Here is a 23,334-nt window from a genome sequence, read left to right on the forward strand (position 1 = left end):
CCGCCATTCCCCGGGTGCCCGGAGCCATCACCACCGTGGGAGCCTCACCCGGGCCTTCCCACTGCTCAGTCGGCTCCATGACGGTGCCCGAAACATAAGTGGGAGTGCCATCTTCAAGCCGGGAGGAATAAAGAATGCGTTCGACCCCGGGCGCTATGTTCTCGCGGCGCAGCACGGTGCCGGGCTCAGCATTGGCGACGCCCTCGGGCTCATCTTCGTAGAAATCCGCCACGAGGGCGCTGCTGAGCGAGGAACCCGCCATAGAGGAGCCAGAACTCAGCGCAGCCTGAGCCGGCATGCTCGGTGCAAAGAGGAGCAAGCTGGTGACAGTAGGGGTAAGAAGGCGCAGGAAATTCACGGATTCCAGTCTACTGGCATGGGGGATTTTCTCCGGGCTGAGGCGTGCGATTGCGGCTTTGCCGCCCTAGATGCCAAATCGTGACCGAATCTGCGGGCGTTGTCCCGTCGATTTGGCATGTAGGCACATTGAGTAGGGCGCTAAGGCGCCGCAATGCGATAGCGCGCTGAGACCACCGCGCTAAACTGTATAGCCATGGGCATTCAATACCGATCTCGTAAGAAAACCGGCAAGAATAGCTGGATCAACATCTCCGGCTCTGGGGCATCCATGTCCACCAAGGTGGGGCCGGTGACCTTCAACTCCCGCGGCGGCATGTGGATCAACCTGCCTGGCGGGCTGAACTTCCGGGGACGCTGGCGCTAAATTACAAGGTCGCAACCATGGAAGAACCTACGAGTGACTATGTCCGCATGGGCATTGAAGCCGACGTTGTGCTGCGCCTTGGCATGCTGCTTATGGGCGCCGGCACGTCGGGCTATCGTGCGCTGCGCGGAATGAAGCGCGCGGCCCGCGCTCTAGGTTTTTCCCGGTTGGACGCCAACGTAGGCGTTACCCAAATTACGTGCACCTTCCATAAGGGGCGAGCTTTTCGCACCGTGGTGGCGCAGCAGCATTCGCCAGCTGTCGACGCATCTCGTATCGAAGCCCTTGAGGATCTCACCCATAATCGCCTCTACGCCGGCATTACTGCGGAAGAACTCGATGCTTTCCTCGATGACATCGAGTCTCACGTGCGCAAGCGCTGGAATGGTTTTACCTTGGCCACTGCCGCGGGCGTGGCCTGCGCTTCCTTCTCAGTGCTTAACTATTTCCAGTCCTATGTTGTCTTCTTGGTCGCGCTCGCTGCCTTTTGCGGGCAGTTTGTCAGGTGGGCGCTGCATCATAAGCACGTGCACCAGATCGGCTGCATTGTGGCAGGTGGCGCCACGGCGAGCTTGGTCTACTTCCTGAGCACCGAGCTTTTGTCTATTGCTGGCTTAGCCAATCCCACAGACTTCTCCTCGGGCTATGTAGCCGCAGTACTTTTCCTGATTCCCGGCTTCCCGCTGTTTTCCGCGCTGATTGATTTGGCGCGCTTTGACTTTGACGCCGGCATGGCGCGGCTTAGCTACGCACTGACCGTCATCATCGCGGCTACCTTCACGGTGGCCATGGTCAGCTGGTTCACGGAACTTACCCCAATTGCGCCGCCACCTGTGCCCGATGCCAGCTGGTACGCAGCCGCCATCCTGGCTAGCTTCTTAGGCATCGCCGGCTTTGCCTTCCTGTTTAATTCCTCGCGGCGCATGGTGATTGCCGCCGCAATAGTAGGCACCGTAGCCAACATGGTGCGCTTGGGCATCCTAGAGCTGGGAGTGACCAGCTACTTCGCAGCTTTCGTGGGCGGCACGATCATCGGTCTGCTGGGCGGGCGCGTGGCGCGCACCATGCATCTGCCACGTATCACCACCACGGTTCCCGCCGCAGTCATCATGATTCCCGGCGCAGCGATGTTCCGCTCTGTCTATCACTTGAATGCCGGCAACATGGATCAAGCGTTGTCCAATCTCGCCACAGCCTCGATGGTTGTGCTCTCCATCGGCTGCGGCCTTATCTTCGCGCGCCTGCTTACTGATAAAGACTGGTCGCTGGGCCGGCTTATCGATTTCTCGCGCCAACCACACGATTCGCGCTACTAAAACGCCGCATTAATGGGGCAGGTGGAAAAGGCCCTGGGAATCTTGCTCCGCGAGGCCGTCGTCAAGCAGCGAAGCCAACGACCGCGAGCGTTGCGCCGCATCGGACCACACCACATCGATTTTGCTCTTCGGCACCGGGGCATCGGCGCCGCGCAGGACATCCAGAATCAGCCCACGCACCTGGCGGTCGGTGCCTTGGAATTTCTGCACGCGTTTTTTGGCCTTGGAAAGCTCGGCCTCACTAGGCTGCGGGCAGCCCGCCAGCTGCCAGGCACAACCTTCGCGTAGCGGGCACCCTTCACAATTGGGGGCCTTTGCCGTGCATACCAAAGCACCGAGTTCCATGAGCGCGGCCGAAAAACGTGGACCATTTTCTGGCGGGAGGAGTTTTTCCACGGCGGAAAGTTCCTTCTTAGAAGGCTGCGGCTGCAGGAAGCGGCCGTCCACGGCGCGCGCATAAACTCGGCGGACATTGGTATCAACCACCGGCACGTTGCGCTTGTAGTGGAAACAAGCCACCGCCCGCGCCGTGTAATCGCCGATGCCGGGCAGTTTCAGCAGCTTCTCGACGTCGCTTGGCACCGGCTTTTCACCTATGGCCTGTGCACACTCCCACAAGCGCAACGCGCGCCGGGGATAACCCAGCTTGCCCCACGCGCGCAGCACCTCCGCGCGGGAGGCCGCCGCAAAGTCGGCCGGGGTAGGCCACCGCTGCATCCATTCCTCCCACACCGGAGCCACCCGTGCGACCGGAGTCTGTTGGCTCATGACCTCACTGAGCAGGACGCCCCACGCGGAGGTACCGGGGCGGCGCCAGGGGAGGGGACGCTCGGCTGAATCAAACCAGTCCAAAAGAGCAGCGGTGTTAATCATCGGGAAACAGTGTAAGCCAGCCGGCGTTCGGGACTACAGTTGAATCCATGCCACTTTCAAAAGTCCCGAAAAATCCCCAAAAAGTTTGGGAAGCCCTACAAGCTGGAAACGAGCGCCTGGTCAGTGGAAACGCTATCTCCGTCAACACTGAGTCGCGCCTCCGCGCCCGGCTAACCCGGGGCCAAGACCCGCGCGTCATCGTGCTGGCATGCTCCGATTCGCGCGCCCCGATTGAGCACGTATTTAACATCGGTTTCGGCGATGCCTTCGTCATTCGTACCGCCGGGCATATCCTGGACAACGCGGTGCTCGCCTCGCTGGACTATGCCTTGGAGAATCTAAACGCCAACCTTCTCGTGGTGATGGGCCACCAGTCCTGCGGTGCGGTGAGCGCGGCCTCGGCGTTCCTGAACGGCGAGATCAACCTGCCGACCGGGCTGCAGCGACCCATCATTGAGAAGGTCGCGGCTTCGGCGCTGCAGGCCAAGCGCCAAGGCCGTGAGACTAGGCCCGATTTCGAGCGCGAGAACACGGCCCAAACGGTCTCTCAGATCATCGCTGATGTGCCGGCGGCGCGGCGGCTTCTCGACGCCGGCACGCTCGGCGTTGTCGGCCTGCGCTACCTGCTGGAAGATTCCAGCGTGGAAACTGTGGTGCGCCACGGCGTGGACTAGGGCCATTTAGGCCTAGACACGCGGCGAGGGCTGGTGCAAGTTTGTCTGTGTCACCCCTTAAAATCGGAAGCGTGACTGATAACCGACGCAAACCCCTGCCCCAAGAGATCTACATGCGCCGCCGCGTTGCTGCGCTGATTGGACTTTTGGTGCTCGTCGGGCTGCTCATCTGGGCAGCGACCAGCATGTTCGGCGGCTCCGATGAGTCGGTGCCTACCGCTGCTACCAGCGCCCGCGGCTCGGAGGCTGTGCCGGAGACCAGCAAGACGAGCGCTGCCCCAACTAGTGATGCGGCATCGAGCAGCGTAAGCGCCGCGCCGAGCAGTGCGGAAAGCAGCGCCGACAGCAGCGCTGCAAACCCAAGCGAGTCTTCGCCTTATCCGGCGCCTAGCGCGGGCGCGGAGCCGGCTAAGAATACCTGCGCCTTGGAGGACTTGGAGATCGTAGGTACTGTCAGCCAACCTAGCTACAGTGAGGGCGAGTACCCAACCTTCTTCATGGAAGTCAAGAACCCTACCGCCGCTGATTGCGTGATTGACCTAGATAAGGACATCCTGCGCTTTGAGGTCTATGACCTTTCCACCAATGAGAAGAAGTGGGCTGATACTGACTGCTTCCCGCCGGTGGATACTGGTGAGGTCACCTTCGAGCCAGGCAAGCAGCGCACCTTCCAGGCTGATTGGTCCCGTAAAATGTCCCAGCCAAACCAGTGCAATGACCGTGCACCGGCCCCGGTGGGTGGCTACTTCATGCACGCAGTTATTGGTAACCACGCCTCGAAGGCAGAAACCTTCAACCTCGATAGCTAGCGCAAAAGGGCGATGGCCTCGCCCAAAGTTCCAGCTTGCAGCACCCGTATCCCGGCGGCATCCACCTTGCCCGCCGGGACGATTGCGTTTTCATAGCCCAAGCGCGCGGCCTCGCTCAAGCGGCGATCCAGGTTGGGCACGCGGCGCAGCTCGCCAGCCAGGCCCACCTCACCGATGACCACCGTCTTGGGCGGTAGCGGCTTTTCATGCAAGGAGGACCAGGTGGCAAGCGCTACGGCAAGATCCGTGGCGGTCTCCTGGATGCGCACGCCGCCCACGGTGGCGACGTAGGCGTCTTTGTCATTGGTGCGCTCTCCTGCGCGTGCCTGCAGCACCGCCAGCACCATGGGCACGCGGTTGGAGTCCAATCCCGTGACCACGCGGCGCGGGTTCTTTGCCACTGGATCCACGGTGAGCGCCTGAACCTCCGCGAGCATGGGGCGTACACCGTCCATGGCAACGGTGACCGCGGAGCCATCCGGCGTGCTCCCGCGGTGGGAGAGGAAGAGCCCAGAAGGATCTGCTACCTCGCGAATGCCGCCGGAAGTCTGCTCGAAACATCCCACTTCATCGGTGGCGCCGAAGCGGTTCTTGATGCCGCGCAGCATGCGTAGGCTGGACTGCCTGTCACCCTCGAAGTTCAACACCACGTCAACCAAGTGCTCGAGTACGCGGGGACCTGCAACGTTGCCGTCCTTGGTTACGTGGCCCACAAGCAGCACCGGAATGCCGGTGGACTTTGCCAGGGTGGTTAGCGCCGCAGTGACCGCGCGTGACTGGGCCACGCCGCCAGCTACGCCCTCGACGCCTGCCGCATGCATGGTCTGTACAGAGTCCACGATGATAAGGCTGGGCTTGAGTTGTTCAACGTGGCCGAAGACTACGTCCAAGTTAGACTCGGCGGCTAGGTAGAGGGTCTCGTGGAGCGCGTCGGTGCGCTCGGCACGCGCCCTTACCTGGCCCGCTGACTCCTCTGCGGTGACATATAGCGCCGTGCGTTCGAGCTGCGCCCACCTTGAAGCCACCTCCAGCAGCAACGTTGACTTACCAACGCCGGGCTCGCCGGCCATGAGTACAACCGAGCCTGGAACGATGCCTTTGCCCAAAACACGGTCTAACTCGCCGATACCCGTGTTGATGGTTTTAGTAGCACTCGCCCCAATCTTGGTGATGGGTTGCGCCGGGCTGGAAGGCGTTAGACCCTTGACCATCTGCCCGGTCACCGCAGCCGAGGCAGCCGTGCCCTCAGAAGCAGCCGGGGCGGATTCCTGCAGCGTTCCCCACGAGCCGCAATCTGGGCAGCGGCCTAGCCACTTCGGAGAGACGTAGCCACACTCGGAACAGGTGTGGATTGGACGCGATTTCTTAGCCATGCCAGTAACTCTAAAACACCCGCCGGACACGAGCGCCAACGAGAAACCCCGCACTTAGAAGTGCGGGGTCGAAGGGTTAATTAAAGGGCTTATTTCACCCGGAGGCTTAGTGGTGAGATGCCTCAGGGGACTCGGTGGTAAAGCCCTCGGTGGACTCAACGTCGCGGTTGTACTCACCGGACTTCAGCGGGGAAGCGGCAACAGCTGCGTCCACCTCGATGGTGCCGTTGTTGAAGGTGAAGGTAACCGGGCGGGAGCCGGCGTAGCCAAAGTCCTCATTCTCGAGGGAGGTCTCGACGTACTGAACGTTCTTGTTCTTCTTGTCCTTCTTCAGCTCTTCCAGGTTCTTGGCGGAATCAGCGATGATGGACTGGTCACGGGCCATCGGCTTCGTGGAGCCCAACTCTACGTCCTGGCCATCGACGGAAACGGACTCCAGGGTGACGTCAGAAACGTCGTAGCCCTGGTTGACGGCAACGAACTTCAGGGAAGTCTCACCGGAATCCGGCTCAACCTGGATAGTGACGTCGCGGACTGCGACAGCGCCGTCCTCGGTAGCAGCGGAGGAACCATCGACAGCCGCAACCTTCTGGGAAGTTTGAGTGATGTGGCCTGCCGAGCAGGAAGCCAGAGCCAGCGCAGACAGGGCGGTTACGGAAATGATGGCACCGCGACGAGCGGCGGTCTTCAAGGGCTGCACTTTGAGGGTCCTCCATAGATTGCGATCACAAAGCTTATCAACGCTTTAGCCTAGTACCTTTCCGCCCCAAGTACACAGTTTCCTCTAAACCCGTTGGGTAGGTGGCGGGGTAATACGGGGGTAGACCATGGGCGTCGACAAGCGCAAAAGCTCTACGTGCTAAACTAGTTGCCCTGTATGCGTGCCGCGCGAGGCACGAACATTAAACAAGGAGTGGGAATGGAATTTAAGGTCGGAGAGGTCGTCGTCTACCCGCACCACGGTGCTGCCAGGATTACTGACATTGAGCAGCGTGAGATGGGCGGCGAGACCCTGGAGTTCCTCGTCCTCCAGATCAACCAGTCTGACCTTGTGGTTCGAGTGCCTTCGAAGAACGCCGAGACCGTCGGTGTGCGTGACGTCGTGGGCAAGGAAGGCCTCGAGCGCGTCTTCTCCGTTTTGCGTGAGCTCGACGTGGAAGAGGCCGGCAACTGGTCCCGCCGTTACAAGGCAAACCAGGAGCGCCTAGCCTCTGGTGACATCAACAAGGTCGCGGAAGTGGTTCGTGACCTGTGGCGCCGTGACCAGGATCGCGGCCTGTCTGCTGGTGAGAAGCGCATGCTTACCAAGGCTCGCCAGATTCTCGTGGGCGAGCTCGCGCTGGCTTCCCCGGTCGATGAAAAGAAGGCCGACACCATGATGGAAGAAATCGATGCCACCATCGAGCGTCACCGCGCTGCCGGCATCGTGGAGGATAAGTCCATCACCACCGATATCGACAACGACATCGATCTCGATGACCTCTCCTTCGACGACGAAGACTAAGGTCTACGGCCTCATCGCGGCCGCAGGCATGGGCACCCGCTTGGGCGCCGAATTGCCGAAGGCTTATGTTGAGCTGGAAGGCCGCACTTTGCTGGAGCGTTCTGCGGCGGCCATGGGGGAGGTCTGTGACGAATTGATCGTCACCGTCAGCCCCGAGATGGAGGAGCACGCACGCGCCCTGCTGCCCGGCGCTCACTTGGTCCACGGCGGCGGCGAGCGCGCCGACTCCGTATGGGCTGGTCTCCAGCACATCCCCGACGATGCCATCGTCCTCATTCACGACGCCGCCCGCGCGCTAACCCCGCCCGAGATGATCGCGCGCGTTGCCGAGGCCGTGCGCAGCGCCCCCGCGGTTATCCCGGTGTTGCCGGTCGCGGACACCATCAAGGTCGTCGACGAGCACCGCGTCGTATCCACCCCGGACCGTTCAAAGCTGCGCGCGGTCCAAACCCCGCAGGGCTTCCGCGTGGCTAAGCTGCGCGAAGCGAACGAAGCCTACTTCTCAGGCCAGCAAGAATTCGTGGCCACTGACGATGCCAGCCTGATGGAATGGTTCGGCGTCCCCGTCACCACCGTTGAGGGCGACCCACTAGCTTTCAAAATCACCACGCCCATCGATCTCACGCTGGCCACGGCGATTTTAAACAAGGAGCTCTCATGACCCAGCCCATCATCCCGCGCGTAGGCATTGCCACCGACGCCCACCAGATTGAGGAAGGCAAGCCCTGCTGGATTGCTGGGCTGCTTTTCGACGACGTCGATGGCTGCGAGGGCCACTCCGACGGCGACGTGGTTAGCCACGCGCTTGTCGACGCCCTCTTGTCCGCCTCCAACCTCGGTGACTTGGGCTCGTTCGTGGGTGTTGGGCGCAAAGAATACGACAACGTTTCGGGCGAGCGCCTGCTGCGCGAGTGCCGTGAACTGCTTGAAGAAAATGGCTTCGTGATTGGTAACGCCGCAGCTCAGCTGGTGGGACAAACCCCGAAGATGGGCCCGCGCCGCGAAGAGGCCGAGCGCGTGCTCAGTGAGATTTTAGGCGCTCCCGTTTCCGTCTCCGCTACCACCACCGACCACCTGGGATTCACCGGCCGCTCCGAAGGCCGCGCCGCGGTGGCGACGGCGGTGGTCTGGAAACAGTAATTCCCGGGAAAGGCGCGCGTGGAAGGCGCATCGCCGTGACTTAAAGCAACCGCAAACAGCCAAGCGCCCATAGCCTAGAATGGTCAGGGTGAGTAACCTACGCATTTATGACACCGCCACCCGTAGCCAACGCGATTTCGTGCCCGTTAAAGAGGGCCACGCCTCGATTTACTTGTGTGGTGCCACCCCGCAGGCACAGCCGCACATCGGCCACCTGCGCTCCGGCGTAGCCTTTGATATTCTGCGCCGCTGGCTCATGGCGCAGGGCCTGGACGTCGCCTTCGTGCGCAACGTCACCGACATCGATGACAAGATTCTCACCAAGGCCGCCGATAATGGCCGCCCCTGGTGGGAGTGGGTTTCCACCTACGAGCGCGAGTTCACCAAGGCCTACAACACCCTGGGCGTCCTGCCGCCATCGGTAGAGCCACGCGCCACGGGATTCGTTACCCAGATGGTGGACTACATGCAGCGGCTTATCGACGCCGGCTTTGCCTACGCGGTATCTGACGATACCGCGGGGGCAGACGGAGCAGGTTCCGTCTACTTCGACGTCCAAGCCTGGGTCGCGGCCGAGGGATCTGACTACGGCTCCCTGTCCGGCAACCGGGTCGAGGAGATGGAGCAGGGCGAAGACCCAGAGGCTCTCAAGCGCGGAAAGCGCGGGCCGCAGGACTTCGCGCTGTGGAAGGCCGCCAAACCCGGCGAGCCTTCTTGGCCTACCCCGTGGGGCCGTGGACGCCCCGGCTGGCATTTGGAGTGCTCGGCTATGTCCACCTACTACTTGGGCGGCGAGTTCGACATTCACTGCGGTGGCCTCGACCTGCAGTTCCCGCACCACGAGAACGAGGTCGCGCAGTCCCATGCCGCCGGCGATAAGTTTGCCAATTACTGGATGCACAACCACTGGGTGACCATGGCCGGCGAGAAGATGTCCAAGTCCTTGGGCAATGTCTTGTCGGTTCCCAACATGCTGGAGCTCGTCCGCCCGGTCGAGCTGCGCTACTACCTGGGCTCCGCGCACTACCGCTCCGTGCTGGAATACTCCGAGGCAGCCTTGACCGAGGCCGCTGCCGGCTACCGCCGCATCGAGGACTTCGTGAACAAGTTCGACGACCTCGTCGTAGGAGACTGGACCCCGGCCTTCGAGGACGCCATGAACGACGACATCGCCGTTCCGAAGGCACTGGCCGAGATTCACACCAATGTGCGCGCAGGCAATAAGGCCCTGGGCGCTGGCGATGAGGCTCAGGCACGACGAATCGCTGAGTCTGTTCGTGCCATGGCCGCGGTGCTGGGCTTTGATCCTTTGGCTGAACAGTGGAAAGATGGGGCGTCGACAAGCACTGCGGATACAGCGCTGGACGCACTCGTCCAAGCAGAACTGGAGCGCCGCACTCAAGCCCGCGCGGAGAAGGACTGGGCCACTGCGGACGCCGTCCGCGACCGCCTCGCCGCAGCTGGCATCACCATCACTGACACTGCCGACGGCCCCACCTGGTCGCTGGCCTAAGGAGAATTCATGGCACGTACGCACGGCCGCGGCGGCGCGGGCATCCGCAAGACAAACAAGAAGGGCGCCACTAAGGGCAGTGGTGGCCAGGTAAAGAAGGGCCTTGAGGGCAAGGGTCCAACGCCTAAGGCAGAGGATCGCGTCTACCACGCGAAGCACAAGGCCAAGCTGGAGCGCGAGCGCCGCAACTCGGGCCGCCACCAGAAGGAGACGGCGGAGATGGTCGTCGGCCGTAACCCGGTTGTCGAGTGTCTGCACGCGAAGGTGCCTGCTACCTCGCTGTACATCGTGCAGGGTACCCGCAACGATGCGCGCCTGTCGGAGGCCGTGGCCATTGCGAATTCCCGCAACATTCCTATCCTTGAGATTCAGCGTCACGAGATGGATCGCATGACCGGCAACGGTTTGCACCAGGGCATTGGCCTGCAGATTCCGCCTTATAAGTACGCGGACTTCCATGACCTGATGGACCGCGCGAAGGACGCTGGCGAGCCGGGCATGTTTGTCATTCTGGATAACATCACCGACCCGCGTAACTTGGGCGCGGTTATCCGCTCCGTTGCGGCGTTCGGCGGCCACGGCGTCATCATTCCGGAGCGTCGCTCCGCGTCGGTGACTGCAGTGGCGTGGCGTACTTCCGCGGGTACCGCAGCACGCTTGCCCGTCGCGCGCGTGACCAACGTGACCCGCACCGTGCAGGAATTCCAGAAAGCCGGCTACCAGGTCGTTGGCCTAGACGCCGGCGGCGAGCACACGCTCGACACCTACACGGGTGGCAAGGATCCCGTGGTCATCGTCATCGGCTCTGAGGGAAAGGGCATCTCCCGCTTGGTCCGCGAGAACTGCGATGTCATCATGTCCATCCCGATGACCGGTTGGGTTGAGTCCTTAAACGCATCCGTTGCTGCGGGTGCAGTGCTTTCGGAGTTTGCTCGGCAGCGTCGCGCTGCGAAGTAACACGTAATTTGGAAGGCGTCGCGTTGTGCGGCGCCTTTTTGCTTGCCTCCAATGCGTCTGCTGGGCAGCTACCGCCGTCCTGGTTGCAAATGCCCAGGGCTGGAAACCCAGACCTCCTGCTCGCATTTTCACGCGCTTGCCGACGCCCTGCAATCCACCAGAGAGCTGCGGATTGAGGCCTGGGTATTTGCGCGGAGTTGATGAATCTGCGAAAGGTAACTTTTGACACTTGAACGCGGTTTAGGGGCAGCGTATATCTTTTAGTAGCGCGCGCTATAAGTTCAGATTCTTCTCAAGAAAGGAATGCTTATGAAAGTGAGCATGTCTAAGCGAGCAGTTTCAGTAACTCTCGCAGGTTTGTTGGCGTTGGGTGGTACAGGTGTTGCTGGGGCCACGATTGTAAATATCGATGGCGGCACGTGGGACTACGGTACGGGTAGTGGCCAAGTTTGGTCGCACTACTTTCACAATGGGGTGCGGCACGGTTCAACTGCTGTTGGTACCTTCAAGTCGGATAGCGGTTGCGTCAACAAAAACACTTGGTCACGAGCAACAGCTCCCAAGAAGTCCTCTGGAAATAAGTCCTACTACCGACACTGCTAAGGCTCGATGAAAACTTCAGTCAGACTACTAACCGTAGGGATTTTGCTCTCTACGGTTATTAGCGCATTCATTGCCTTTGTCGGAGCCAGCCTCTTATCGACTCTGGATTACCGGCTTGGCAACGAGTTTGTCCAGATCGAAGACTTCAAACCTGACAGTCACACAGAAACACTGTTTCCTGAGCTTTCTGAATTTGCGCGGGACTCAGGATTTGACGTATCGATTTATTACGCCTCGCTAGCTGATTCGGATGGTGAGGTGCGAATCTACTCCTCGGCTCTGCCTTCAGGTGCAGCTAACTTTGAGTCTCAAAAGTTTCAGAGAGGCGAAAAGCTTGTTTGGTATCCATTGTCGGAAATTCCGACTAAGGAACCGCGCCAAGTTTTTAACATTAAAGGATCGGAAAACGACGCTCGAGACCTAACGACATGGTTGGAGGAGCGCGGGTATTCCGTGATAGGGCTCCAGAACTTGACTTGGAGCATCGTCATGACTTCGTCGCTGCCTTTGTTGGTCGCGGCTGCTTTTCTACTCGCGCTCGTGTTGGGTGGCGGGCACTGCCTAGTGCGGGCTCGCGAAATCGGCATTCACAGACTTTTGGGGCTAAAGCTATCGCAGACGCTAAGGCTTGATGTAACGCGGCTTGCCAAGCAAACATGGCTACCATTTTTTCTTGCGATCATTTTTATTGCGGCGGCATTGTATCTTTACAACGACTGGGCAGAAGCGACGTTGTTTTGGGCCTTTTTCGGCGTTTCTGTGTTGCTCCAATGGGTCGGTTTGGCGCTGGGCTATGTGCTCGGGCAGTTATTGGTTCGAAATATTTCGATCCCGCAGGCCATCAAAGGCAAGGTTCGGGCGCGTCCAATTACCTACGCTCTGTATGCTGTCCGGCTATTGGCACTCTTGACGAGCCTGACGGCACTTTCGCAGATGGTTGATACCGGTGCTGAGGTGTCCGCGCGAGAGGAATTGCAACCGTATTGGAGCGGACATGCCAATGAGCAAGAGTTTGCCCTGAGCTCGAATATCACTCCGGATGAAAAAGAACAGGCTGCAGCTGCAGCGCCCTTGCGTCAGGCGGACCGCGAAGGAAAGCTACTCTTAGCGGATCCTTTTTGGCTTACCTGGCCGACTCAACTGGAAGCCCCGGTTATTCTCAGCAACCATCGGTTCGCCGTTCAAGCTGGTGTTTCCCCTTCTGAAGAAGACGTAACCGTTTGTGCTCCCGTTGCCCTCAGTGAAGAATCCAAACAGACGATTATTGACTCCGTTGCATTTGAAGCCGAACTCGCGAAGAAGAAAGTTCCAGATTTTAACTGGAAAGAGGATTGTTCGCTTGGGCAAGTCTTTTCCTATGACGTTGAGCTGCGGCCAGTAATTAATGACCCCATTGTGGTCTCGTTACCAGTGGGGCTTGAAGCTATCGGTGACCGGAATTTACTCGCGAAAGCCTCGCAGAAAGTCCTCCTTGCCATCGAGCCAACTGTCGTTGGTGAGCTGAAAGATGGGACGGTGGGCAAGGTGCTTGCCACGGCACAACCGCATGCTGATTCCTGGCGATCGTCCCTTGAGGAAGCCAAAGATCAATTCAGCCTTTGGTCGTTAAATACGGTCGTAGCGATATTACTGGTTTCCTTGTTAATCGTCGCGGGGCTTTTCAGTTTCCAGGTGGCGTTCCGGCGAGAGCTCTATGTTTCCTTCATTTGTGGGCGCAGCCCGTGGAAGATGTGCAGGAAGATTCTGCTGGCCGAGCTATTCTTTTTCGTTACCACCATCGGCTGGGTTTTGTATCGTTTGCGCGAGCATAAGGAACAACTGGAATCGCACTATCCATCAACGTGGTCGATGGGGTTTGAAAACAGGTGGTCCACGGCAACCGTTCTTGCTGTCGTCGCATTTTCGATCGTGTGGATGTGTATTTCAATCGGTTTGACCTGGTGGATTAGTGCGCGAAATCAAATGCGCTGGACAGACAGCGAGGGAAATTAGGATATGGAAATTCAGGTTGAAGACCTTCACTACAGTGTGAAGGGAAAAATGATTCTTTCCGGCCTTACGCGGTCTTTTGCGGCTGGCCGGGTGACTGCATTAACCGGCGGCTCCGGAAGTGGGAAAACCACCCTGTTGAACCTCTTGGGCGGTCTGATCTCGCCGGACAAAGGCTCAATCATGTGGGATGGAAACAACATTGCATCGCTATCGGCAGGTCGACTGCGCAAGTATCGACGCGAATGCGTTGGGTATCTTTTTCAAGATTACGGCTTGGTTCCTGACCTCACCGTTGTCGACAACGTGAAGCTCGCAGCCAGTAACGTTTCGCGCCGTGCTTTCGATGAGGCGCTAGACAGCGCTTTGGCGCAGGTCGGTTTACGAGGCTATGAAAAGCGTGTGGTCAGCGGCTTGTCGGGCGGCGAACAACAACGAGTAGCCTTGGCGAGGATCCTCATTTCTAAGCCCAAAATCGTATTGGCGGACGAGCCAACCGGTGCGCTTGACGAGGACAATGCTCAGCTGGTTGTTGAACACCTCCGTGCTTTCGCTGACCAAGGCGCCGTTGTCGTCGTCGCGACGCATTCCAAGCATGTAGCTGACCAAGCAGACTGCGAGGTAACGCTTTAGTGTGGCGATTGAAATACTCGGATATGCCGTGTCTGCTTGCAGGCATCCGAGACGATGAGCAATCGATACTCGATGAGCTAAGACGTTACTTCCTCTGGCCCCAGGTTGAATGTGTGTCCACTCAAAGGGAGCTGCTGAATGCATTGTCTGGCTCACAGGAGCAATTGCTGGTGTTGTGCGAGCGCAAAGACTCGGCGACCTGGGTATGGGATATACAAGAGTTAAAGAGCAGCGATTTCATTTACTTGGTGGATTATTCACAGCATTCGCGTGAGAAGCTTCAAACGGCAATCAATTTGGGCGCGTCTGCATATTGCGTCGTTACCCGGGAAGCTCGCTCCGGCCATGGGGGCCTTAAAATAAGTTGTTGCTTTGAAATAAACGGCGTAGCTGTTGGGACAATGCCTGAACCAGATATGCAGCGAAACCTCGAGCGACTGTCCGCAATTCAGCTTCGAATTTTAAACGGAATTGTATGTGGGCACTCAAATTATGGCATCGCGGAGGAAACACATCTTTCTGTGCCGATGATCAAGAAAATAGTTTCCCAGCTGCTCGACATCTTTGCTGCAGAGAACAGAGTCCAGTTAGCCATAAAAACCTTACCCGCTATGGGTTGAGCTGCCATCCTGTTGCAAATGCCCAGGGCTGGGTAAGTAGCGGGGAGGCGAGCCGCGGGGCTATAAGCCGAAGAAGTCCTCCACCACTTGGGCCGCGATGAAGCTATCGGTATTCGGGCCCAAGCGCGCGTCGAGCTCGTTGCCCGAGGGGATGACGTGGCCCACGCCTTCCATGGTCCACAGTTCGACGGGGTTGTCACCTTCCCAGGAATCCAAAGACACATCAGAAAACGGGCGGGTTACCTTGGCCTTAGAGCAACCGTTCATCGTGGCGAAGTGCTGCGCAGTCAACAACGCGGAAGTAACCTCGCCGCGGGAGCTATTCGCGAGGCCAGCCTGGCCGCCTTCATAAGGTGCTAACGGGTCCGCCGTGCCATGCATCATGAGGATTGGGGTGGGCTTATAGCCCTCGGGATTAGACGGCGCATGGTTAGCGCCGCTGCCCATCGTCGAGGCGAAGATGCAGGCACCGTCGAGGAAGCCCGGGGCATCGAAAAGCAGGCGAATTACCATCTGCCCGCCGTTGGAATAACCGCAGGCGAAGGTGCGCTGCGTTCCGTATTCCTCCTGTACGGTGGCGGCGACGTGTTGGAGAAAGGCGACGTCGTCAATGCCAAGCTCACGGGTCTTGACCGGAAGCACCGCGCGGGCGTCGTTGAAGTGCCTGTCCACGCCGTCGGGGTAGACAACCACCGTGCCCGTGCGGGCGGCGAGCTCATCAAAAGTACCGTTTGTAAAGCGCCGCATCACGCTGCCATTTTGCAGCGAACCGTGGAGGAAAAGCAGCAGGTTCGGGCCGGGATTTTCCGGCGCGACGACGGTGTATTTACGCTTTTGGCCCTGAAATTCCACGATGGTCATGGAACAAAAGTTTAGTCGGGGTGGGCGCAGGTTTCGTCGTGCGTGCTGGTGTGGTGGCTTTCGGCATCGCGGCGGCCCTCGAAGTGAGCTTTGGTGACGCGGGCGGCGGCGATGTCGTCGCGCACGGCACGGCGGTTGCGCAGCCAGCCCACGAGGCGGCAAACCAGGTAAATGACAAAAGAAATCGTGGTCACGAAGACCGAGACTGGCAAGCCTGGTGCTAGCGAGAGGATGAGGCCACCCACGGCGGCGACCTCGGCGAAAAGCGTGGACCACAGCACCGCGCGCACCGGCGAGGAGGTGATCTGCACTGCCGCTGCGCCCGGTGTAATCAGCAGCGCCATGACCAGCAGCGAACCGACAATCTGCACCGACTGCGCCGCGGTAAGGCCCACCAGAATGGCAAAGCCTACGGAGATAGCGCGCACCGGTACGCCGGCTGCCTGCGCCATGACCGGGTCGGCGGAAGCGAAAAGCAGCGGGCGCCAGAAGAGCAACACGACGCCCACGATGATGACGGTAGTCAGCGCCAGCAGCCACACCGAGGCCGCGGAAACACCCACGATCTGGCCGGTCAGCAGGGTCATCGCCGTATTGGAATTGCCCGGATAGAGATGCAAAAACAGCACCGATAGACCAAGGCCAAAGCTCATCACCACGCCAATCGCGCTGTCTTGCTGGCCTTTCAACCCCAACACCGCGAGGATGATGGCGGCTACGATGGCGCCCGCGATGGCACCAAAGCCTAAGTTAAATCCGAAGAGCAGGGCCGCCGAAGCGCCCATCAGGGCGAGCTCAGACGTCGCGTGCACCGAAAAGGACATTTGGCGCAGCACGATGAGTGAGGTCATCACACCAGAGAGGATGCCCAGCAGCGCGCAGGCCCACAGGGAAGACTGCACGAAATCGACGCCGAGCAGATACTGGGTGTCTTCGAAAAACCTATTAGACAACGATGAGTCTCCCATCGACCTCGATGACGTTGACCTTGGAACCATACAGCTCAGACAAGACATCCGAGCGCATAACCTCATCCACAGCGCCAAACATGTGGCCATGCGGGGCGATGTAGAGCACCTTGTCCACCACGCCTAGCACCGGGTTGATGCCGTGCGTCACGAACAACACGGAGGTGCCGCGTTCTTTGCGCCAGCGGTCGAGCTTTTCCACGGTCGCTTGCTGGCGGGCAGGATCGAGCGAGAGTAATGGTTCGTCGGCAAGGATGAGCTGCGGGTCATTGGCCAGCGCCTGGGCCTGCCTGATGAGCTGTTGCTGACCGCCCGAAAGCTGCCCCACGCGGCGCTCGGCGATGCCCGTGGCACCCACCTCGGCGAGGAGTTCGTCGACGCGGGCGCGGGAGGGGCGTCGCTTAGCGATGGCCCCGTGTGCCAACGACAGTGAGACCAAATCCCGGGCGCGCATGGGAAGATCCTGCGGAAACATGCGCTGCTGCGGAATGAAACCAACCCGCGAATTGACGTCCACGCGCCCGCTGGTGAGCTGGCGCGTGCCCAGGATGGTGCCCAGCAAGGTGGACTTGCCCACGCCGTTTGGCCCCAAGACGGCGATGAATTCGCTCTTGTCGACGCCCAGGTTGAGCCCCGACCACAGCGGCTCCACGGCCGCTTCATGAAATTGAACCAGCACTAAGCTGCCTCGATGTGGTCCACGGCCTGCTCGTAGTAGTCGAGGAAGTTCGTGCCCTCTGGTGGGGTCTCGCCGATTTCCACGATAGGGATGTGGCGCTCCTCGGCTGCCTTGTGGATGCGCGAGGAGATATCGGTCTCGGTCTGTGGGTTATAAATCAGCAGATCGACCTTGTCTTCCTTGATGGCCTCTAGGAAGCGTGCGAGGTCGGCGGCAGTCGGCTCGCCCTCAGACACGGTGGCCTTGCGGAAGCCTTTTGGTGTGACATCGGTGGAGGAGGTGTACTTCATGATGTAATCCGCGATCGGCTCGGTCTGCGCGTAGTTGCGCTCGGGCAGCTTCTCGACACGCTTCTTAATGTCCTCGACGCGCTCCAACAGCGGGTCTGCAGATGCCTTGGCCTCTGGGTTGGCCTCATTGACTAGGTCGGCGACCTCGGTGGCCACTTTCTCGATGGCGGCAGCGTCGTACCAGACGTGCTCGTTGCCCTCGATGTTGGTGACCTTGGAGGGCTCCTTCTTGGCGATGACCTTGGCCTCTGCCGCGGTGACGACGTCCGGCTCTTCGTCGAGCTTGCCGTGGTCGGTCAGAGGGAGGGCGTGGATGATCTCGTCCTGGTTCTTCACAGCCTGGTAGAGCCAGGAATCGTATCCGCCGCCACCGACGATGAGGACGTCGGCCTCGTTGGCCTTGGCGATGTCTGCCGCGGTGGGCTCGAAGTGGTGCGGGTCGATGCCGTTGCCCTTGACGATTGGCTCGACCTCAATCTTGACGTCTTGCCCCTGTGCGGAGTCGATGACTTCCTGGGCCACATCTGCCCAGATGGAGGTGGAAGCGACGATCTTGATGGTCTCCTCGTCGGCGCTATCGGTACTGGAGCAACCGGCCAGGGTGAGGCTGCCTGCACACAGGAGAGCGGCGGGCGCAGCCAGGGATTTAAGGGAAAAACTCATGCCCTCTAGTTTGCGTTTGTTGAAAATTGTTGTCAAACGGAAATGTATTGAAAATCCGCTCGCTAAAGAGCTTGCCTGAAGCGCGAAACGCAGAGGTGAACAGGGTAGGGTAGCCAGCATGGTAAAACGCAGCCAGAATCGGAAAACGCTAGCCTCGCTGGCTGCTGAATTGGGTGTTTCGCGTACCACCGTTTCCAATGCATATAATCGCCCAGACCAGTTGGCCCCGGCCACGCGCGAGCGCATTCTCTCCGCGGCCGCAGCCCACGGCTACACGGGCCCCGACCCCACCGCGCGCAGCCTGCGCACCCGCCGCGCGGGCTCCACGGGGGTCCTCCTGACCGAGCACTTGTCCTACGCCTTCGAAGACGCCGCCTCCGTTGATTTTCTAGCCGGCATGGCAGAGGCATCCACGGGTGCCGCGACCACCCTAACGCTGATTCCCGCAGGGCCCGACGCCCCTTCCGACGACGCTGCCGCCCTCCTCACCCGCGCCGCCGTGGATGGCTTCGTTATCTACTCGGTCTCATCCGAATCCGTGGAAGCGGCGCGAACGCGTGGTCTTCCGCTGGTGGTCTGCGATCAGCCCAAGGACTCTGGCCTTCCCTTCGTGGGCATCGATGACCGCGAGGCAATCAAACCCGCCGCCCGCGCGTTGCTCGCGGCCGGCCACCGCCGCATTGGCATCCTGTGCATTCGTCTCCACCACGAGCGCATCGATGGTTTCGTGAGCCCGGAGCAGGTCGAACGCGCAGACATGCACGTCCAGCGCGACCGCGTGCTGGGTGCTCTCGATGTATTTGCGCAGGCAGGAATTGGCGAGATTCCCATTGTCACCTGCCACATCAACGATGCGAGCACCGCGCGTTCCGCGGCCGCCGAGCTTTTCAGCACCCACCCGGAACTGACCGCCGTGCTGTGCACCACCGACTCGATGGCGCTCGGCGTGCTCGGCGTCTTGCGCGATGCTGGCCTCGCGGCACCGAAAGACCTCTCCGTGACGGGGTTTGACGGCATCACCACCGCCTTGCTAGCGGGGCTTACTACCGTGGTCCAGCCGAATAAAGCCAAAGGCGCGGCGGCAGGCCACATGTTGGCCGAGCACATCGACGCCGCGCTTTCCGAGACTGCCCCAGCGCACGACCACAAGCTGCTGCCCACCCGCTTCAACGAGGGGACCACGGTGGGCTCGCCGCGCGAGCAGCATTTATTGGATTGGCGGCTCTAGTCGGCACACTTTGCCAAATATTGCGCCAAAACTTGCCGAAATCAGCGCCTTGTTTGGCAAAATGTACCGCGCTTGCCCTATTTACCGCGCTTGCCCTGTTTATCGCGCGTCACGCTTAAGCGCCGAGGTGAACCGCGCGGGCCGCGGCGAGCTCCTCCAAGAAATCAGACACAGCCGCAATATCCGGAACGCGGTGTGCGGCTAGCGTCTCGCCCTCGCCAACCTTCACGCCCAGGTCTGGCGGCTGATTCAAAACCGCGAAGCCGTCTTCATCGGTGACGTCATCTCCCAGGAAGACGGTGGCGGTGGCGCCGACGCGCTCGCGCAGCTCGGAAATCCATGAGCCCTTCGTGGCCTGGGTAGCGGAGAACTCGATGACAGACTTGCCAGCAGTCATGGGGAAACCGGCTGGATCGAGTGCGCGGCCAGCAGCGTAGGCCTCTGCCGCCAGATCCGGGTCGCTGAGCTCTAGCCGGCGCAGGTGGAACACGCGCTGGAAAGGCTTAATCTCAATTTCCGCGCCAGGAAAGCGCTCCATCAGCTCACGGATTTCTGCTTCCTTGCGGTCCAAGTGCGCCTGGGCTCCTGGCGAAAGGGAAGAGCCCTGCCACGAGGACTCCGCGCCGTGGGAGCCGCCCAACAGAACCGGCTCTCGCAGCGGGAAGACGCGCTTTAGCCCTTCCAAGTGGCGCCCAGAAAGCGCCGCTACCGTGGTATCCGGCAGCTGCGCCAGACGCTCCAGGGCAGCCAACGACCGCGGTTCGGCGTGAACCGCATAGATGTCGTTGGCAAAACCGGCGAGGGTGCCATCAAAGTCAGAAACTACGGCCAGATGCTTGGTTGCTGCGAGCTTTTCAATCATGCACTCATCCTAAAACAGCCCTAAAGCGAGACCATACGAATAGCGGGGGAGTCCACCTCGGCGGTATCCAGAGTCAGCACCAGCTGATTATTCGGGTTAAGCCGAACCTCAAAATCATGGTCTTCCGCCAACAGATTGCGCAATAAGTTATCTGCCCATAGCGCCGAGCCGGTGCAATCGTCGGGACGGGTATCCATTCGCACCTTATCGATGTGCATGGTGTCCGCGTCGCGGATATTGGCGGCATCCTCGGCCTCGCTGTAGGAGACCTTGGCTTGGAACGGCGCACAGCCAGTAGAGCCCACAATGGAGGATTCGCCGAAGCTCATTTGTGGCACCGCCTTAGCGGTCTGCGGAATCGCAGAAGGCTCATCCGGCTTGGTGTAGATAGCCACTACTTGCCAGTCCTTGCCCACGATTCTCTCGTCACCGCGTGGCTGCGGCCCTGAATCCTCGGAGCCGCAGGCGCTAAGTGTCATTGATGCGGCGAGAAGTGCCGCTGTAATTACTCGCTTCACTTGTTCTTCGCTGCTTTCTCTAGGGCGCTCAAAAAGGCGCGCGACCATACATCCACGTCGTGTTGGACCACCTGCGCGTGCAGGTCGAGCATGTGCTGGCGCATGGTGTCGGGTGAATCATCAAGCGCCTTCAATGCGCTGAGCAGGGCGCGTTTGATGGACTCTATGTCGAAAGGGTTGCATAGGTTGGCCTGCTTGAGCTCCGCGGCGGCGCCGGCAAACTCGGAGAGCACCAATGCACCGCGGCCGTCGTCGTGGCAGGTCACATACTCCTTGGCCACCAGGGTCATGCCGTCTTTGAAAGGGGGGACCAGCATGACGTCGGCAAGCCGGTAGTACTTGCGCAGCATGTCCTTGTCCACCGCGCGGTGCACGTAGTGGACCACTGGCCGCCCAATCTGGCCGAAGCGCCCATTGATGCGGCCTACGGCTTCCTCGACCTGCGAGCGGGTCACGCGGTAATGGTCGATGCGCTCGCGCGAAGGCGTGGCAATCTGTACCAGCGTAACCTCGCTCGGATCCAGCGCCTGCGACTCCAGCAGCTCCTCGAAAGCTTTGAGGCGCTGCAGGATTCCCTTGGTGTAGTCCAGCCTGTCGACGCCCAAAATGACGCGGTGGTGGCCGCCGAATTCCGCACGCAGCTTGGCGACGTCGCGGTCCTCCGCCTTACTGAACCGCGTCATGTCGGAGGACTTGATGGAGATCGGGAACGCGCCCACGCCAACGGTGCGGCCATCGACCTTGATGCCGGCAGTGATGTCGCGCGTGCTGACCTCGCCCGTGACCTCTAAGCCGAGGCGAGTGGCCAGCTCTAAGAAGTTACGGGCATTGGATTCGAGGTGGAATCCGATGACATCGGCGCCCATCAACCCGCGGACGACCTCTTCGCGCCATGGCAGTTGCAGGAAGAGATCTGCGGAAGGGAATGGGATATGCAGGAAGAAGCCGATGGTGAGATCAGGGCGTAGTTGGCGCAGAATGCCTGGCAGCAGCTGCAGCTGATAGTCCTGTACCCACACCGTGGCGTTGGGTGCTGCGACCTTGGCTACTTCTTCGGCAAAGCGCAGGTTGACCTCGCGATAGGAGTACCACCACTCGCGCTTGTACTGCGGGGTGACGATGAGGTCGTGGTAGAGCGGCCACAGGGTGGCGTTAGAAAAGCCCTCGTAGAAGCCCTCGTAATCCACGTCGGTCAGCTTGACCGGGTGCAGCAGCACACCGTTTTCGGTGTGGAAGGGTTCCGGGGCGTCGTTTGTGATGCCTGGCCAGCCCACCCAGCAGCCTTGCTCGGCCTCCAGCACTGGCGACAAAGCAGTAACCAAGCCGCCAGGCGAGGCCTTCCAGGTGCGGGTGCCGTCCGGTTGGATCTCCAGATCCACGGGGAGGCGGTTGGCCACCACCACGAAGGAATTGTCGTGGCCAGACATTGTTCTTAGGCCTTCTTCGTGGTCTTCTTAGAAGCCTTCTTGGCGGTCTTCTTTGTGGACTTCTTGGTCGACTTCTTCGTTGCCTTCTTGGTGGTCTTCTTAGAAGATTTCTTGGTTGCCTTCTTCGAGGACTTCTTAGAGGTCTTCTTTGGCGCAGCGTCTTCCTGCTCTGCAAGGACCTTCTTGTGTACCAAGCCATCTGGCTCGACGCCGAGCATGGACATCAAGGTCACGCCATCGAGGAAGTCCTCAGCATAAGTAGCGACGATGCGGCGCGCAGCGCGGGCGGTCTCCTCCTCGACTGCATTGTTCTGGTCTGCAGCGGGCTGAGTGTCAGTGACCTTTGGTGGCACGAAGTCCTCCTGAACGAGTTGTGAAAGCTTTCAGACCGCATATTCTACGCCATGCGGCCGTGCGGTGCGGATTCGGGGCTATGTGCGCAGAGATCTATTTTGTGGGCCTGGGTTATGGCGCCGGGCACGGCGAGGATTTCGCCCTAACTGCCAAATCGGTGCCGTGCAGGGAAGGCGAGTTCAGGTGGTGAATGCATCTATACAGCTAGGAGGTTGTGTAGATGTCAAGTGATAAGAGGCTGTGTGAGCGGTACGTGGAGGCGTATCTGCATGATGCGCGTCCGATGTCGGTGATCCTGAAGGAGTTGGGGGTCTCGAAGGCTACGGCGAAGGTGTGGCGTCAGGCTGAGGGCCTTAGCCGTGGTCAGCGTCAGCGGAGTCTGACTGAGAATAAATTCAAAGATCAGTACCAAAAGGTCGTTGCTCTTGTAGAAAGCGGCCAGTCTGCGCATAGCGCACTGAAAGAGACTGGTTTCCCACAGACTGCTTACCGATACCTTGCCCAAGACGGTATCGAACTCGCTAATACCAGTCGCGGTGGAGCCATACAACGCGAGCGGGATCGCATCGCTAAAGCTTTGAAACTTGTTGACGCTGGAAAAAGCTATAAACAGGCTGGCCAGGTGGTTGATCGCTGCGGGGCCCGACCCCCGGAAAGTGGACACATCGGGGGCTAGCTATGCTGCTGTGGTCAGTATAGCCGAAGTCTCGGCTTCAAAGACATCAGGAGCTACGAGATTGCACCAGGAGTGCCGCC

General features: G+C 59.9%; 26 protein-coding genes and 1 pseudogene. 15 read left to right on the forward strand and 12 right to left on the reverse strand.

Annotated elements, in window-relative coordinates; translation table 11 throughout:
• Positions 1–358, reverse strand: a pseudogene (locus HMPREF2935_RS13130) (hypothetical protein); the annotation flags it as partial.
• Positions 359–553: 195 nt separating this feature from the next.
• On the opposite strand from HMPREF2935_RS13130, the gene HMPREF2935_RS12575 reads away from it, so the two are divergent.
• Both HMPREF2935_RS12575 and HMPREF2935_RS01780 read left to right on the forward strand, forming a co-directional pair.
• Positions 554–724: a DUF4236 domain-containing protein gene (locus HMPREF2935_RS12575; RefSeq protein WP_005529875.1), complete on the forward strand. Its 171-nt coding sequence runs from the start codon at positions 554–556 to the stop codon at positions 722–724.
• Between the two features lie 47 nt (positions 725–771).
• Positions 772–2,040 carry a threonine/serine exporter family protein gene (locus HMPREF2935_RS01780; protein ID WP_061924672.1) on the forward strand — a complete coding sequence of 423 codons (1,269 nt, stop codon included), beginning with the start codon at positions 772–774 and terminating at the stop codon, positions 2,038–2,040.
• A gap of 9 nt (positions 2,041–2,049) precedes the next feature.
• Here the strand turns inward: HMPREF2935_RS01780 and HMPREF2935_RS01785 are convergent, their stop codons facing one another.
• A complete protein-coding gene (locus HMPREF2935_RS01785) occupies positions 2,050–2,913 on the reverse strand; it encodes an HhH-GPD family protein (RefSeq protein WP_210400713.1) in 864 nt (287 codons plus the stop codon).
• Positions 2,914–2,960: 47 nt separating this feature from the next.
• Between HMPREF2935_RS01785 and HMPREF2935_RS01790 the strand changes: the two genes are divergently transcribed.
• Both HMPREF2935_RS01790 and HMPREF2935_RS01795 read left to right on the forward strand, forming a co-directional pair.
• Positions 2,961–3,587, forward strand: a complete 627-nt coding sequence (locus tag HMPREF2935_RS01790; RefSeq protein ID WP_062043297.1) for a carbonic anhydrase — start codon at positions 2,961–2,963, stop codon at positions 3,585–3,587.
• A 71-nt stretch (positions 3,588–3,658) separates the two neighbouring features.
• Complete coding sequence (locus HMPREF2935_RS01795) at positions 3,659–4,396, forward strand: hypothetical protein (RefSeq protein ID WP_082778653.1); 738 nt, start codon at positions 3,659–3,661, stop codon at positions 4,394–4,396.
• Here the strand turns inward: HMPREF2935_RS01795 and radA are convergent.
• The gene (gene radA / locus HMPREF2935_RS01800) at positions 4,393–5,769 is read right to left on the reverse strand and encodes a DNA repair protein RadA (RefSeq protein ID WP_062043300.1); all 1,377 of its coding nucleotides are present in this window, start codon (positions 5,767–5,769) and stop codon (positions 4,393–4,395) included. The genes HMPREF2935_RS01795 and radA overlap by 4 nt on opposite strands.
• 106 nt (positions 5,770–5,875) lie before the next feature.
• On the reverse strand, positions 5,876–6,469 hold the full coding sequence (locus HMPREF2935_RS01805) for a hypothetical protein (RefSeq protein WP_061924658.1): 594 nt from the start codon (positions 6,467–6,469) through the stop codon (positions 5,876–5,878).
• A 219-nt stretch (positions 6,470–6,688) separates the two neighbouring features.
• Between HMPREF2935_RS01805 and HMPREF2935_RS01810 the strand changes: the two genes are divergently transcribed.
• The 9 genes from HMPREF2935_RS01810 to HMPREF2935_RS01845 all read left to right on the forward strand — a co-directional run bounded on the left by HMPREF2935_RS01810 (position 6,689) and on the right by HMPREF2935_RS01845 (position 14,728).
• Complete coding sequence (locus tag HMPREF2935_RS01810) at positions 6,689–7,273, forward strand: CarD family transcriptional regulator (protein WP_061924655.1); 585 nt, start codon at positions 6,689–6,691, stop codon at positions 7,271–7,273.
• Entirely contained in the window at positions 7,245–7,934 is a 690-nt protein-coding gene (gene ispD, locus HMPREF2935_RS01815) for a 2-C-methyl-D-erythritol 4-phosphate cytidylyltransferase (protein ID WP_061924652.1), read from the forward strand. Before HMPREF2935_RS01810 ends, ispD begins: the two co-directional genes overlap by 29 nt.
• On the forward strand, positions 7,931–8,413 hold the full coding sequence (gene ispF, locus HMPREF2935_RS01820; protein WP_061924649.1) for a 2-C-methyl-D-erythritol 2,4-cyclodiphosphate synthase: 483 nt from the start codon (positions 7,931–7,933) through the stop codon (positions 8,411–8,413). The genes ispD and ispF overlap by 4 nt, the downstream gene beginning before the upstream one ends.
• Before the next feature lie 79 nt (positions 8,414–8,492).
• Positions 8,493–9,926 carry a cysteine--tRNA ligase gene (gene cysS, locus HMPREF2935_RS01825; protein ID WP_061924646.1) on the forward strand — a complete coding sequence of 478 codons (1,434 nt, stop codon included), beginning with the start codon at positions 8,493–8,495 and terminating at the stop codon, positions 9,924–9,926.
• Between the two features lie 9 nt (positions 9,927–9,935).
• Positions 9,936–10,883 carry a 23S rRNA (guanosine(2251)-2'-O)-methyltransferase RlmB gene (gene rlmB / locus HMPREF2935_RS01830; RefSeq protein WP_061924644.1) on the forward strand — a complete coding sequence of 316 codons (948 nt, stop codon included), beginning with the start codon at positions 9,936–9,938 and terminating at the stop codon, positions 10,881–10,883.
• 321 nt (positions 10,884–11,204) lie between these two features.
• On the forward strand, positions 11,205–11,486 hold the full coding sequence (locus tag HMPREF2935_RS12580; RefSeq protein ID WP_101504633.1) for a lactococcin 972 family bacteriocin: 282 nt from the start codon (positions 11,205–11,207) through the stop codon (positions 11,484–11,486).
• A 6-nt stretch (positions 11,487–11,492) separates the two neighbouring features.
• Positions 11,493–13,478, forward strand: coding sequence for a hypothetical protein (locus HMPREF2935_RS01835; protein ID WP_061924639.1), 1,986 nt, complete (start codon positions 11,493–11,495; stop codon positions 13,476–13,478).
• Positions 13,479–13,481: 3 nt separating this feature from the next.
• Positions 13,482–14,108, forward strand: a complete 627-nt coding sequence (ccmA, locus tag HMPREF2935_RS01840) for a heme ABC exporter ATP-binding protein CcmA (RefSeq protein ID WP_070731719.1) — start codon at positions 13,482–13,484, stop codon at positions 14,106–14,108.
• Positions 14,109–14,131: 23 nt separating this feature from the next.
• Positions 14,132–14,728, forward strand: a complete 597-nt coding sequence (locus tag HMPREF2935_RS01845) for a helix-turn-helix domain-containing protein (RefSeq protein WP_141755992.1) — start codon at positions 14,132–14,134, stop codon at positions 14,726–14,728.
• 60 nt (positions 14,729–14,788) lie between these two features.
• Here HMPREF2935_RS01845 and HMPREF2935_RS01850 read toward each other — a convergent pair whose 3' ends face one another.
• Genes HMPREF2935_RS01850 through HMPREF2935_RS01865 form a run of 4 tightly spaced genes read right to left on the reverse strand, consistent with a single transcriptional unit; the run spans position 14,789 to position 18,189 of the window.
• Positions 14,789–15,589, reverse strand: a complete 801-nt coding sequence (locus HMPREF2935_RS01850; protein ID WP_070455235.1) for a CE1 family esterase — start codon at positions 15,587–15,589, stop codon at positions 14,789–14,791.
• A gap of 11 nt (positions 15,590–15,600) precedes the next feature.
• On the reverse strand, positions 15,601–16,557 hold the full coding sequence (locus HMPREF2935_RS01855) for a metal ABC transporter permease (RefSeq protein WP_141755993.1): 957 nt from the start codon (positions 16,555–16,557) through the stop codon (positions 15,601–15,603).
• Positions 16,535–17,236 (reverse strand): metal ABC transporter ATP-binding protein, encoded by a 702-nt coding sequence (locus HMPREF2935_RS01860; RefSeq protein ID WP_062037201.1) that lies wholly within the window; start codon positions 17,234–17,236, stop codon positions 16,535–16,537. The genes HMPREF2935_RS01855 and HMPREF2935_RS01860 overlap by 23 nt, the downstream gene beginning before the upstream one ends.
• A complete protein-coding gene (locus HMPREF2935_RS01865) occupies positions 17,236–18,189 on the reverse strand; it encodes a metal ABC transporter solute-binding protein, Zn/Mn family (RefSeq protein ID WP_070731721.1) in 954 nt (317 codons plus the stop codon). Before HMPREF2935_RS01865 ends, HMPREF2935_RS01860 begins: the two co-directional genes overlap by 1 nt.
• A 118-nt stretch (positions 18,190–18,307) precedes the next feature.
• Between HMPREF2935_RS01865 and HMPREF2935_RS01870 the strand changes: the two genes are divergently transcribed.
• Positions 18,308–19,417 (forward strand): LacI family DNA-binding transcriptional regulator, encoded by a 1,110-nt coding sequence (locus HMPREF2935_RS01870; RefSeq protein WP_070731722.1) that lies wholly within the window; start codon positions 18,308–18,310, stop codon positions 19,415–19,417.
• Between the two features lie 115 nt (positions 19,418–19,532).
• Here the strand turns inward: HMPREF2935_RS01870 and otsB are convergent, their stop codons facing one another.
• Genes otsB through HMPREF2935_RS01890 form a run of 4 tightly spaced genes read right to left on the reverse strand, consistent with a single transcriptional unit; the run spans position 19,533 to position 22,577 of the window.
• The gene (otsB, locus tag HMPREF2935_RS01875) at positions 19,533–20,279 is read right to left on the reverse strand and encodes a trehalose-phosphatase (protein ID WP_070731723.1); all 747 of its coding nucleotides are present in this window, start codon (positions 20,277–20,279) and stop codon (positions 19,533–19,535) included.
• Positions 20,280–20,299: 20 nt separating this feature from the next.
• The gene (locus HMPREF2935_RS01880; protein WP_235591083.1) at positions 20,300–20,797 is read right to left on the reverse strand and encodes a metal ABC transporter substrate-binding protein; all 498 of its coding nucleotides are present in this window, start codon (positions 20,795–20,797) and stop codon (positions 20,300–20,302) included.
• Positions 20,794–22,224, reverse strand: coding sequence for an alpha,alpha-trehalose-phosphate synthase (UDP-forming) (locus tag HMPREF2935_RS01885; protein ID WP_070731725.1), 1,431 nt, complete (start codon positions 22,222–22,224; stop codon positions 20,794–20,796). Before HMPREF2935_RS01885 ends, HMPREF2935_RS01880 begins: the two co-directional genes overlap by 4 nt.
• Before the next feature lie 5 nt (positions 22,225–22,229).
• Positions 22,230–22,577: a hypothetical protein gene (locus HMPREF2935_RS01890; RefSeq protein WP_062037217.1), complete on the reverse strand. Its 348-nt coding sequence runs from the start codon at positions 22,575–22,577 to the stop codon at positions 22,230–22,232.
• Between the two features lie 221 nt (positions 22,578–22,798).
• Here HMPREF2935_RS01890 and HMPREF2935_RS13135 point away from each other — a divergent pair, with 221 nt between their 5' ends.
• On the forward strand, positions 22,799–23,254 hold the full coding sequence (locus HMPREF2935_RS13135) for a hypothetical protein (RefSeq protein WP_049063229.1): 456 nt from the start codon (positions 22,799–22,801) through the stop codon (positions 23,252–23,254).
• Positions 23,255–23,334: the final 80 nt, after the last annotated feature.

The sequence above is a fragment of the Corynebacterium sp. HMSC076D02 genome (genome assembly GCF_001813815.1).
Taxonomy (GTDB): Bacteria; Actinomycetota; Actinomycetes; order Mycobacteriales; family Mycobacteriaceae; genus Corynebacterium; species Corynebacterium simulans.